Origin of the sequence: Aquidulcibacter sp., from assembly GCF_049239865.1 — a bacterium.
Taxonomy (GTDB): Bacteria; Pseudomonadota; Alphaproteobacteria; order Caulobacterales; family Aquidulcibacteraceae; genus Aquidulcibacter.
Map to the genome: position 1 here is coordinate 1 of NZ_JBMLTR010000144.1, position 12456 is coordinate 12456.

Genomic DNA, 12456 nt, shown 5'->3' on the forward strand with positions numbered 1-12456 from the left:
GATCGACGACGCGATCGGCTCGATTACGCCGATCCAATTGATGGATAGCTGCTATCTGGTGCTGCAGGACGCCAGCAGCGCGCTTTGTAAGAAGATCACCCGCGATTCCAGCGGTCGGGTTGTGAAATTCGACCAACGTGACACCAACTTGACCTTGCTCAAGACCTCTGGGGTCGACTTCTCCATCTATTACAATGCGAAACTGCCAGAAGCTTTGCCGGGCGACCGGATCAACATCAGCTTCCAAGGCGGTACCGTGGACAGCTTCATCCGTCTCTTGTTCCCATCCGATAATCTGTTTGATTGCGCTGGAGACTTTGGCGGTGGGGCATGCTCTGATGCCGGTACCGGTATCCGCGCCATCCCAGCCTTCCGCTCCAACCTTGCAGTCGCATGGATGGATGGTCCTTTGACCATTCGTGGTGCTTGGCGCTACCAAGGTCAGGTCGATGCTTTGATCAAGCGGGTACCAGAGCCACAATGGCGCAACGTGGCGGCCAACTTGAACAATGTCCAGCACATTGACGCCTGGGACTATTTCGACTTGGGCTTCTCTTACAAGATCAACGACAATCTGCGCGTTGGCGGCACGATCAGCAATCTGTTCGATAAAGAGCCACCAATTTTGGGCTCGGCACAGCAAGACGCCAACACGCTTCCAAACCAATATGACATCATTGGTCGTCGCTATGCGATCAATCTGGTCTGGAAAATGTAGTCCAGTCGCAGGAGACACGCGCGAAATGCGGCCCGCCCTTGTGGCGGGCCGTTGACGTTTAAGGGGCGTGGATGCCAAACAAACGACAGACAAAAGGAATGATGATGAGACGGCTCGGAACCTATGCATTGCGCGGCTTTCTGGCCGTGGCGCTCGTTTTGGCCTTGGCGATTGGCTGGTCGAGTTGGTTGGGCAAGCAGCGCGCAGGCTGGACGGAGACGACTTGGCAGCTACCGGCAAAGGACATGGACCTTGGCTCGTCGCTGCAAGCCGAACTCAATCGCGAAACAAAGGCCAATCCCAATATTCCCGGCCAATTACTGTATGTCAGGGCACCCAGTCTCGGGCTCGATCAAACCTTTGCTTCTGGTCCTGACCTGCGGACAGATGACGATGTTCGTGTGGCTTCCAATACCAAGACCTTTGTCTCCGCCATGGCTTTGCAATTGGTTGAGGCAGGGAAGCTGCAAGTAGATGGCCCGATTGGCCCGGCACTATCCCCAGCCGTGAGAACAATGATGGAGAAGAATGGCTATCAGCTTGATACCATCACTCTGCGCCATTTGCTTAACCACACCTCGGGTATCCCGGATTATGTCTCCGTGCCTGCATTTCGGATCCTCGCGCTGGGACCAACTGCTTATGGTTGGTCCCCGCATTGGACTGCTGAGTCAGAGATTTGGTTCGCCGTGACTTTCGGCCGACGAGATGCCGTCGGCGGCGACTTCAACTACACCGATACGAATTATTTGATTGCTGCAGATATGATCAAGCAAGCAACAAAGTCGGCCACCATCGGGGCCGCTGCTCGGCAGATGTTGGATTGGCCTAAGCTGGGGGCTGACGAAACCTATTGGGAAGCGATGGAGCCCACGCCGGCAGGCACACGCCGCGTTGCCCAATATCGTGGAGCCATTCGCGATTCCGAACTGGACGTCTCTTTCGATCAATATGGCGGTGGCGGATTGGTCATGAGCATGGACGACCTGGGACGCGCCACGCGGGCGGTAGTCCGTGGCGAGGTCTTCGCCAATCCAGTTGCGACCCGTATCCTCATGCAAACATCTGGTCCGGATGGGGCTGGGGAAGGATATGCGCTTGGCATTGAACCAACCAAGCTGAATGGCGAGGTCTGCTGGGGCCATGGTGGCTTCTGGGGCACCTCGGCATTTCATTGTCCAAGGCTGGATATCACCGTGGCCCGCTCCACAGGCCAGTCTAATAGCATGCAAGGCTACCGAGAGGGCTTCGGGCCATTGTCAGCCTTAATCCTTGCGGCTCAGGCGGCAGAACGTGATCGCGCTAAAGCCACAAGCGACTGAAGTGCTTTCTCAGTTTCCCTGTGATTGCCGCACCGCAGAACTAAGCCGCCTTGTTCCTTGATCTGCTCGCTTAAGGCAACATAGCGGGGGCGGCGCGCATGATGGGTAGCTAAAGCCCAGCGGATTGGGTGCTCAGCCTCCAGCAGTCTGGGCCAATCCTCGCGGCAACCCGGAAAGACATCGGCTCCTGAGCTTGCGCGCTGCAACGACCGGCGGATCACTTGCGTCATTACTTGCCATAAAGGCAGGTCCAGCCAGACCATATGGGTCAGGCGAGGCAAAACAGTTGGACGCGTCATCGCATAATTTCCAGCAAGCACCCAATTCGAGGCGGAGGTCGCCGCGGCCACATCGGCTAAGAAAGCCTCTGGTTCTTCAATCGAGCGGTCATACCAGCCGGGCCGCCAATTCATCTGATCAAGCTCAAGATGGTCGATGCGCGCTGCCCGTGCGAGCTTCTCCGCAAAGGTCGATTTGCCCGAGCCACTGGTACCGACCACAAGGACGCGGAGACCAGGGAGGAGTTGGGTGGATGCGGTCATTTTTAGTTTATTGGCTTGGGGAAAAGAGTGGGATTTGCGGCTTAGCCCAAAAGCCAAAGGATTACACCTGCGTGAGTGGCCAAATTGCCGAGCCTTAAGAAACTTCACACTTGTGTGATCGCATTTTCACAAAACTGACGCCTGAACGACGTCAGTCTGTCACGCCGCGGCTTTAATCGCCGCGGCGGAAACGGGTGCTGTGCGCCCGAACAGGGGATTCCTATGACAGTTCACGTAACGCGAGCCGCCTTGATGGGCGCTGTTGGTTCTTTTGCTTTGCTGATCGCTACCGATGCTGCGGCCCAAAATGCCGCAGCCAGCACGGAGTCTGCGCCTCAGGCCGCTGAGACTATTGTTGTGCGCGGCAGCCGCCCAATTTTTGAGTCAGACCGCGCCGCTTTGCAGGTCCAGCGCAACGCCCCTGCTCTCGTCAGCGTTCTGTCTGCCGATGAAGCCGGCCGCTTGGCCGACCAAAACATTGCGGATGCCGTCAGCCGTCTTCCCGGCGTCGCCGTCGAGAAGGATCAAGGCCAAAGCCGCTATGTGAATTTGCGTGGCCAGCCGCGTCGTTGGGTGACGTATTCGATCGACGGCATGAGCGTGGTATCCCCAGAAGGGCGCGATACGCGCTTTGATAACGTCCCTACCGCGATCGCCAGCCAGGTTTCGGTCAATAAGGCCATCACGCCAGATATGTCGGGCGATACGGTGGCTGGCAACATCAACATCCGTACCCGCTCTGCCTTTGATTATCGCGGACGCCGGATCACGGGTGGTCTTTCGCTTGGCCAAGTTGAACTGGGTGGTGGTCGTGAGATCGATGCCTCGCTGGTTGTTGCAGATCGCTTCCTCGATGGGAAGCTGGGCCTCTTGGGTCAGGTTTCCTTTTATGAGCGTGAAATGGTCACCGATAATTGGGAGACCGACCCTTACTTGCGCCCCGGCAGCACCACATCCGGGATTGATCGTCGTCCGGGTTCTGAGACTCGCCGTTGGGCCCGCGAATATGAAAACAAGCCTTACCGCCTAACCCGCGGCAATATTTCCGGCTCGGTCCGCGCTGATTGGCGACCGACAGAGCAAGATAGTTTCTTCGCTCAATCCGTATACAGCCAGTTTACCGATATTGAGCTGCGCAACAATTACATTTTCCGGTTCGACAATGGCGCAACCAATACACCCAATACAGCCTGCTCAGGCACTGTAACCCCCATTACAACCAGCGCTGCCAATGATTTTTGTGCCGGCAACTTGCCCAATAAGGGGACAGTTTATGGCGTGCAGATGAACTGGAACTTCCGCACGGGTGACATCAAAGAATACATTTTCACCAATACGATCGGCGGAAAGCATGCGCGCTTTGGCTGGGATATCGATTGGCGTTTGAACTTCACAGAGACCGAGGATGGACAAGACCTAACCGGGACACCGACATTTCAGAGTCCGACGACAGTCACATCGCGCCCAACCGTCGATTATGATTTTACTGATGTTCGCAACAATACGGTGCGACTGTTCAACACAGTCTTGACCGGCACGACCCGTTCCAAAGGCACTGCGGTAAGCAGCATAGAGGCCTTCCCGATGGTATTCACGGATATCATCGATGCAGAAGGTGGCGATCTGACTGCGGCGTGGACGGGTAAGTTCGATGCGAGCCGCGACATTAGTCTGTTTGGTGCGGAAGCGACATTGAAGCTTGGTGGTCTGTATACGACGCGCGACAAGAAGCGTCGCTTGACTCAATATCGCGCTCGGCCGGCTGACTTTACGGCTGCAGGCGTTGCCTTGCCGACTTATAATGATTTTGCCATCGATACGGCATTCAAAGGCGAATACGCGCTTGGCTACACATTCCGCTACTACTCCGGCGATAAGGTTAGGGACTTTGTCCAAAGCTTGAAAGATCGCCGTATTGGCTCTTATCAGGATGGCTCCGGCGAATATTTTGAAGTGACCGAAGATATCGCTGCAGCCTATGCGATGGCGACCGTCAAGCAGGACTGGGGCAGTGTCATTTTCGGCGGCCGTGTCGAACGCACCGAAAATACGTCAAAGGCCCTGCCAATCATCGGCGGCGTGCGCGTTCTCACCCAGCTCAAAAGCGATGACACGCTCTTTTATCCCAGCGTCCATGTGAATTATGACCTGAATGAAGAGATGAAGGTCCGCCTCAGCCTGAATAGTGGTGCTGCGCGTCCTGACTTTGACGATTTGGCTGCCAACTTCTCCATTGATGATGCGCCAGGCACCATCACGGGAGGCAATCCTGAGGCTAAGCCTGAAAAGTCGGTTGGCTTTGATGCTTATTTCGAATGGTATATGAAGTCACAGGGCTATTTCCAAATCGGCTTCTATTACAAGGATATCAAGGATGCCTTGTTCACCCAAAGCGGCACATTTGGCAGTACCATCCTGAATACGCCTGATCGCGACCGTTCCGGCTACAATTTCACCACCGTGCGCAACGGCGGCGATGGCAAGCTGATGGGCGTTGAAGTCGCTTTCAACCATACGATTGAAGAATTGGTTGAATCCATGAACGGGCCGGATTGGCTCGAAGGGTTTGGCATTCGCCTGTCCGCCAATTTCAATGATAGCGAGATTAATGTGCCAGCCGTTGGGACGGCACCTTTGCGGGTTGTTGATCTGCCAGGGGCGTCAGACGTCGTGACCAATGTCGGCCTGACCTATGAAAAGTATGGCTTGTCGGCCCGCATCGCTTATCAATATCGCACCAAATGGCTGCAATCGGTTGGCGGTTATACAACGGTCAATGGCGTCTTGGTGCCCGATGGCAATGGCGACATTTACTGGAACGATTCTGAAAGCTTGTCGGTCTCGGCACGCTATGAGTTGAACGACAACATTGAGTTGACGTTCGACGGCGTGAATTTAGCCGACAGCCCAGGCCGCCGCTTTGCTGACAGCGAACTTAATCCGATTGAGTATGAGACCTTCGGCCCTCGCTACATGGTCGGGGTTCGCTTTAAGTACTAAGCCCCAGCGCCCGCTCTATGAGACGCACATAGGGCGGGTCTGCCGTTTCCCGAGTTTGAAAACGCCGATCTGCCCCTGACTTGGTGAGAATAGGCATCTGATTGTTAGGACTGTCGTTCGTTGGGGGGCCTGCCGGTTTGATCCGGCAGGCCCCTTTCTTTTTGATAATTGCACGAAGGCAAAGGCAATTAGGCTCTCACAAATCGGCTGTAGGTTGGGTTGGTGGCGTTTCCTTTCGTCGCGCCACTGACATGATTTTCAGGCATGAAGGCCGGATAGATCGTGGGGGTAAAGCAGGTGCAGAAATCAACCTGGCTCAAATCGCTTTGCTTCGTGCTTTGTCTGTCAGGGCTTTCCGCCTGTGGCTCTGACAAGCCCGACACCAAACTCACGGGCTGGCAGAAAGAAGTTGGCCAATTGCGTATTGGTGCAACAGCAGGCGAGGATAGCCCTACGACTTTGGCCCGTTGGACGGCCTATCAAGAATATCTGAACCGCATCACTGGGTTGAAAGTCGAAGTCTTCCAGGCCGCAGACTATAATGGCATTATTCAAGCAATGGCCTCAGGCCAGCTTGAGCTCGCCCAAATGGGGGGTGCAGCCTATGCGAATGCCCGCGAGCAGATGGGCGAGAAGGTAACACCCTTCTTGGCATCCCGAACGGCTGAAGGTTTTTCGGGCTATTATTCAGCGCTTATCGTGAAAGCAGACAGCCCGTATCGAACGATAGAGGACTTGCGCGGAAAGTCCTTGGGCTATGTCGATTTCAATTCGACTTCTGGCTATTTGTTCCCGCGCTGGGCGATGCGCCAGCAAGGAAAAAATCCTGACACTTTCTTCGGCAAGACCGCCATGAGCGGTGGCCACACGCAGTCGGTTTTGGCTCTGGCGAACGGTCAATTTGACGCAATCTTTCTGATCGCTAGTGGCGGCACGCCAGAGACCGGCTTTACCACAGGCTCACTCTACACCTTGGCTCGGAAGGGCGCGGTGAAGATATCGGACTATCGCATCATCTGGACGGCAGGTCCGATGCCTAACTCGCCCTATGTGATCCGCACAGACCGCCCGCAAGCCTTTCAAGACGTCACCCGCGGGGCGATGGCCGCGCTGGCTTACGAGGATCCACAATTATGGGTGGATATCGGGCTTCAAGAGGGATCCGATATGCAACCCATGACGGCTGCTGACTATCAGGCCGTGGTCGAAATGCGTCGCGCGGAAATCGCCGAACGCCGTGCTGCCCCGGCTCAGAAACCATCCACTGGGAGCGCTAAGCCATGATCCGCGCTTTAGGTTTCTTCCTTATTCTGCTCGCCTTGATGCAGCCCGCGACAGCACAGACACCGCCAGCTGGCTTTCGGGTTGGGATAGCGGGCCTGGCAGAAGCAGGTTGCTCCGCCGCGCCAAGTGACGGGGCAGCTGCGGCGTACCGGAAACATCTTGAAGGACGACTAGGTAAGCCGGTGGTTCTATGTGGCTACGAAGACGGCAAAGCCGTGGCAACAGCCTTGCAAGATAGTCAATTGGACTTGGCTATTCTGGATCAGCCATCTTTTGAGGCTGTCAACAAGATAGCCCGCCCAATTCTGGCACCGCGGGCTGACGCCATTACCGGTCGCGTTCTCGCCGTGGCGTTAGCTTTAAAGTCGTCTGGACGAGATACGCCAGCCAAGCTTGCTGGTAGTCGGCCGATCTTCATTTCTAAGCTGGCAGCTAGCCATAGCGTGCCCTTGCAGGGCTTGGCGGATTATGGCGCAGATACCAAGAGCTTTAAGCCAGAACAATTTGTCTTGGACGAGCATGCTGGTCTTGCAGCCTTGCGCGCCGGACAGGGCGATGCGTTGATTATCACAGCAGGTGCGCGCCAAAGGCTCTGCCGTGGCGATGACCCCAAAATCGTGTTGTGTGGCGATGTGGTTGAGGCTTGGCGCGGCCGCCCCACGGCGCAGACGGGTCTTGTCGTCAGAAATGACCTGCCGGAGGCGGATCGCTATCAATTGGTTGGCATCCATGTGGCTCTGCATCAAGAGCGCCCCGAAGCCATGACCTTTTTGGCGACCAAGCTAGGCGGTGGGATCGCCCTAGATCCAACTGAGGCGACTGCTATGCAAAAGGGTGCTCGCTAACGTGCCCCAGCAAGAAGCGATTAAGGCGCAAGTTATTCGGGAATTTGAAGCGCAGCGGCGAGTGACCCTGCTGCGCCAGCGCACCCAGCAAGTAGTCGTTTTGATTGGCTTCAGTGCGCTGATTGCCGTGTGCTTCCATGTCAGTGGGTTCTTCTCTGGCAGCCAAGGTAGCGACCCTTGGGGGCGGATTGCCAATCTCCTCAACATCATGATCCCAGACCTCAAGCCAGAGGTGCTGTTTGAGGATCGTGGGACTGCTGGCTCGCTCTCCTCTTGGTTTTATGACATGCCAACCTGGCTGAGCCTGTTGTGGGAAACAGTTCAGATCGCCGTCGTTGCGACATTGTTTGGCATTTTCTGCGGGTTTTGGGCCTCACTCTTGGCATCAAAAAATCTTTCGCCCTCGCCCGTCATTTATTGGTTCACCCGGCGCTTGCTCGAAGTGATCCGAACACTGCCAGATCTGATCGTCGCGCTCATTCTGGTTGCAGCCTTTGGCGTTGGTCCATTGCCGGGCGTGATCGCTATTGCTCTGGGGACCATGGCCAGCCTCGGAAAGCTCTATTCTGAAGCCAATGAAGCGGCAGATATGCGGCCGGTGGAGGCGGTGAGGGCGGTTGGTGGCTCTTGGTGGACGCAGGTGCGCTTTGGCGTGCTGCCACAAGTCCTGCCCCATTATGCGTCTTACGGCCTGCTACGTTTGGAGATCAATGTGGGTGCCGCTGCCGCCTTGGGCGTAGTCGGGGCCGGTGGGATTGGGATCGAGCTTTCTCGCGCCATCACCTACACCGAGTTTGACACCTATCTCGCACTTTTAATCCTGATCATTGGTCTGATCATCCTGATCGATCTCGTGTCAGAAGCAATCCGCCACCGCCTAATCGGCTTGGAGGCATCCGCATGACCACAAGCGCTACCCTAGCCGCACCGCCTCAGGTCACCGCCCATCAGATGCAAGTGGCGCGCGCGATTGCGCCGCATCTGGTGGACACGCCTTTGGCTGTCCAAATACGCCGTCTTGCCCTTTGGATTGGATTGAGTGTGATTTTTGTTGCCCTGTGTATCGGGGTTGATATGACGCCTGCTACATTTGCTAAGGGCCTTTCCAAGCTGGCCGACTTCACGGCCAATATGTTTCCCCCGAACGCGGCTGGCGGGGAAGTTCGGATCTTGCAAGCTTTGGCTGCGACGTTTGCTATGGCGGTAGCGGGCACTTTCTTGGGTGTTCTGGGTGCCTTACCTTTGGGGCTAGTCGGGGCGAAAACCTTTGTCGCGAACCCCGCACTCCATTTCCTCATCCGGCGCAGCTTCGACGTGTTTCGCGCCATTCCCGCCCTTGTCTGGGCGCTCATTCTCATTGTTGCCTTCGGGCTTGGACCTTTTGGGGGCGTGATCGCCTTGGCACTGACCGACATCCCGCGCTTGGCCAAACTCTATGCCGAAGCGATTGAGAATTGTGATCCTCGCCCGCAAGAGGGCATTCGCGCGACGGGTGGACAGCGCCGAGCCGCCATTCGCTTTGGCCTGTTGCCAGAGGTATTGCCGGTGATGGCCAGCCAGTCGCTCTATATGTTGGAGTCCAATTTCCGCAACGCCGCCATCTTAGGCATCGTAGGGGCAGGCGGCATCGGTTTTGAGTTGGAAGAGCGCATCCGCATTTTCGCCTTTGATCAGGTCGCATGGATCGTCATTGCCTATGTGCTCTGCGTCATGGTGCTGGACCTCGTGTCTGAGAAGATTCGCTCAAGACTGGTCCATGGCTGAGAAATCAACCGCGGATCCAACAAATCAGCGCCCTAAACGGAAGAGTCGGGTCAGATCGTCACATAGGTTTCACGCGCTCGCTTTAGCCTCACCCCAGCGATAGGAGGCATACGTGCTCGAACTCAAGTCCGTGACAAAGCGCTTTGGCTCCACCCAAGCAGTGCAGGATGTTTCCCTTCAAATCCCAGCCGGCTCGATGGTCGGCATTATCGGACGGTCCGGTGCTGGTAAGTCCACATTGCTGCGCTTGATCAATCGCCTTTGCGACACCAATGAAGGCGCGATCACGTGGCATGGTAAGCCAGTGACCGAATTGCGCGGCAAAGCGCTCAGCCAGTGGCGCGCCACCTGCGGCATGGTTTTTCAGCAGTTTAATCTCTCGCCACGTCTCGATGTCTTGACCAATGTTCTAATCGGTAGTCTGGCCCGACAACGTGGGGTGGCCCCCATGCTCAAGCTATTTCCAGCAGAAGAGCGAGCGCGCGCGATATTGGAATTGCATGCTTTGGGCATGTCGCACACCGCGTTGCAGCGGTGCTGCACCTTGTCCGGTGGCCAGCAACAACGTGTCGCTATTGCACGGACTCTGATGCAATTGCCTGAAATCATATTGGCGGACGAGCCCATCGCTTCCCTCGATCCAGCCAATGCCCAGACAGTTATGGAGACTCTGTCCACGATTAATCGAGAGCGGAACATTACCGTTCTGGTCAATCTGCATGCGCTCGATATTGCTCGCCGCTTCTGTCCACGGATCATCGGTATGGCGGATGGCCAGATTGTCTTTGATGGCACACCCGATGACCTCAACGCCTCAGTGGTCGACGCGATCTATGGCCGTCACGTCATCGAAGGGTCAGGTGCGCGCGATGAAGCCCAAGAGCTTCTGGAGGCGGTTGCGTGACCGGCAAGCTATCAGGGCGCATCTTGCCGCCAGACTATCGCTATTTTGAGCATTGGAGGCACGATCCAACGGCGGAACAGCCTGCAGAATCTGAGCCGGGAATCTCACCTGAGGCTCATGTCCGCGACAGTATCCTAGGTCCTTGGACCCGGGTTGGTGCCCGTACATCTTTGATGGAAACAGAGATGGGTGCGTATAGCTACATTGTCACGGATTCCAGCGCTGCCTACTCAACGATTGGCAAATTCTGTTCGATTGCGCGCGACACCCGGCTTAATCCCGGCAACCACCCCACTTGGAAGGCAGCCCTACACCACTTCACCTATCGCTCAGTTTCTTATCAATTGAGTGATCAAGACGACGACGCTTTTTTTGACTGGCGACGCGCCGATCATGTGACCATCGGACATGATGTCTGGATTGGGCATGGCGCAACCATCCTTGCAGGCGTCAGTGTTGGAACCGGTGCTGTTGTCGGCGCTGGGGCAGTTGTGTCAAAAGACGTAGCCCCTTTTACGATTGTCGGCGGGGTACCATCGAAGCCCATCCGCGAGCGGTTTCCCAAGGCAGTTCAAGATGGGCTTCTCGCCCTAGCTTGGTGGGATTGGCAACATGATAAGTTGGCTGAAGCGCTGCAGGATTTTAGAGATTTGGATGCCGATGCCTTTGTTGAGAAACATTCCTAAGCTGCGTCGCTCGCTATGACCGGAACCTTGTTCTTAATCGTTGGCCCGTCAGGTGTCGGCAAGGATTCGCTGATTGAAGGCGCCAAAGCCCAATTGTCGGCCGACCCCACCTATTATTTTCCTCAACGCTTTATCACCCGGCCACAGGACGCCGGTGGGGAAGATCATTTTGCCGTTGAGCCTTCCGTGTTTGAAGATAAACGTCAGAGAGGCGACTTTGCGCTTTTCTGGAATGCCCATGGTCTATCGTACGGCGTACCGGCGGACATCTCGGCCCGGCTCAAGCGGGGTCAACATGTGGTGGTCAATGTCTCGCGCGCGATTTTGGACGAGGCGCGTCAGAGGTTTTCGCCATTGGTCGTTGTTTCGATTACCGCGCCCAGCAAGGTCATTGAGCAGCGCTTGACGGCCCGTGGCCGTGAAACAGCCCCTGAGATTGCTGACCGCATCGCGCGTGCCGCCGCTTATGATGTGACAGGCCCAGGCGTTATTTTCTTGAACAATGATGCGAGTTTGGATGCTGGTGTTTCAAAGTTGGTTGAAATCCTGGAGGCGTCATAATGGGTGTGTTTGAAGCATTTCTGGAAGACCCTGTTCAAGACGCAGGTCTCTACCTGTTCCCAGTCGCCCCCGACACGTGGGAGCAAAAGATTACGGGCGTCACATTTGAAGGCGCAGAACCGCAGGCGATAGTGCAAGACATACAAGGACGGATTGCTGCTTATCAATTCGCTTTGAAAGCTGGCGATCAACCCATGGTCAAAATAGCCTTTGACGAGCCCGGCCCCGGGTTAAGCGACGAGGCTTTCATTCCCGGTCTCAACGCCTTTGAGAGACCGTCGCAGGCTTTGACGGATCAAATCGCGGAAGAAGTGGCGGAGGCACCTATACAAATCCGTGTGCCCGCCCTCATCCAATATGTTGGGGACCACTTTACCTATGGTGCACGCGACACGCATCTGGGGACGGGTGAAGACGCCATGCCCGCGTTAGAATGCGGTCTGACACCCGGCACCTGTGTGGATATGCATACGTTAGCTGTGGCGGCTTTGCGGGCGATTGGGGTACCCGCAGCCTACATTATGGGTGTGCACATTGCCGAAGCGCGTGAGCAGTGGTCCACTGGTCATTGTTGGCTTAATCTGAAGTGCGAAGGCGTGCCACATCATTGGGATATCTCGCATCACGTCCAATATGGCGTGCGAGAAATAACGCCAAAACTCAATCCAAAGCCTGGGCGACGCTTCGCGCTCAGCATTGGGCGTGGACTCGAATTTGATGGGCCAGACGGCAAAGTCACCTACCCATCCTTGTCGGGCTTTCATGCTTTGACTGGGCCAAGTGCCGGCCAAAAGCTGCGCACATTGGCCCGAATTCGGGACTAAAACCGA

At 56.0% G+C, this 12456-nt stretch carries 12 protein-coding genes; 11 read left to right on the top strand and 1 reads right to left on the bottom strand.

Annotated elements, in window-relative coordinates; translation table 11 throughout:
• On the top strand, nucleotides 1-718 hold a 718-nt coding region (locus ACOVRA_RS10495; RefSeq protein WP_421720253.1), incomplete at its 5' end, for a TonB-dependent receptor domain-containing protein.
• Nucleotides 719-822: 104 nt separating this feature from the next.
• Entirely contained in the window at nucleotides 823-2040 is a 1218-nt protein-coding gene (locus tag ACOVRA_RS10500) for a serine hydrolase domain-containing protein (protein WP_292932993.1), read from the top strand.
• Here ACOVRA_RS10500 and ACOVRA_RS10505 read toward each other — a convergent pair.
• A complete protein-coding gene (locus tag ACOVRA_RS10505; RefSeq protein ID WP_292932995.1) occupies nucleotides 1998-2582 on the bottom strand; it encodes an AAA family ATPase in 585 nt (194 codons plus the stop codon). The genes ACOVRA_RS10500 and ACOVRA_RS10505 overlap by 43 nt on opposite strands.
• Before the next feature lie 222 nt (nucleotides 2583-2804).
• Between ACOVRA_RS10505 and ACOVRA_RS10510 the strand changes: the two genes are divergently transcribed.
• From ACOVRA_RS10510 to ACOVRA_RS10550, 9 genes are all read left to right on the top strand, one after another.
• Complete coding sequence (locus ACOVRA_RS10510) at nucleotides 2805-5582, top strand: TonB-dependent receptor (RefSeq protein WP_421720254.1); 2778 nt, start codon at nucleotides 2805-2807, stop codon at nucleotides 5580-5582.
• 297 nt (nucleotides 5583-5879) lie between these two features.
• Complete coding sequence (gene phnD, locus ACOVRA_RS10515) at nucleotides 5880-6866, top strand: phosphate/phosphite/phosphonate ABC transporter substrate-binding protein (RefSeq protein ID WP_421720255.1); 987 nt, start codon at nucleotides 5880-5882, stop codon at nucleotides 6864-6866.
• Complete coding sequence (locus ACOVRA_RS10520; protein WP_421720256.1) at nucleotides 6863-7711, top strand: PhnD/SsuA/transferrin family substrate-binding protein; 849 nt, start codon at nucleotides 6863-6865, stop codon at nucleotides 7709-7711. Before phnD ends, ACOVRA_RS10520 begins: the two co-directional genes overlap by 4 nt.
• A gap of 1 nt (nucleotide 7712) precedes the next feature.
• Nucleotides 7713-8615 (top strand): phosphonate ABC transporter, permease protein PhnE, encoded by a 903-nt coding sequence (gene phnE / locus ACOVRA_RS10525; RefSeq protein WP_421720257.1) that lies wholly within the window; start codon nucleotides 7713-7715, stop codon nucleotides 8613-8615.
• The gene (gene phnE, locus ACOVRA_RS10530; RefSeq protein ID WP_421720258.1) at nucleotides 8612-9475 is read left to right on the top strand and encodes a phosphonate ABC transporter, permease protein PhnE; all 864 of its coding nucleotides are present in this window, start codon (nucleotides 8612-8614) and stop codon (nucleotides 9473-9475) included. The genes phnE (ACOVRA_RS10525) and phnE (ACOVRA_RS10530) overlap by 4 nt, the downstream gene beginning before the upstream one ends.
• Nucleotides 9476-9587: 112 nt before the next feature.
• Complete coding sequence (phnC, locus tag ACOVRA_RS10535; RefSeq protein WP_421720259.1) at nucleotides 9588-10379, top strand: phosphonate ABC transporter ATP-binding protein; 792 nt, start codon at nucleotides 9588-9590, stop codon at nucleotides 10377-10379.
• Nucleotides 10376-11065, top strand: coding sequence for a DapH/DapD/GlmU-related protein (locus ACOVRA_RS10540; protein ID WP_421720260.1), 690 nt, complete (start codon nucleotides 10376-10378; stop codon nucleotides 11063-11065). The genes phnC and ACOVRA_RS10540 overlap by 4 nt, the downstream gene beginning before the upstream one ends.
• 15 nt (nucleotides 11066-11080) lie before the next feature.
• Nucleotides 11081-11626 (top strand): phosphonate metabolism protein/1,5-bisphosphokinase (PRPP-forming) PhnN, encoded by a 546-nt coding sequence (phnN, locus tag ACOVRA_RS10545; protein WP_421720261.1) that lies wholly within the window; start codon nucleotides 11081-11083, stop codon nucleotides 11624-11626.
• Entirely contained in the window at nucleotides 11626-12450 is an 825-nt protein-coding gene (locus tag ACOVRA_RS10550; protein ID WP_421720262.1) for a transglutaminase-like domain-containing protein, read from the top strand. The genes phnN and ACOVRA_RS10550 overlap by 1 nt, the downstream gene beginning before the upstream one ends.
• Nucleotides 12451-12456: the final 6 nt, after the last annotated feature.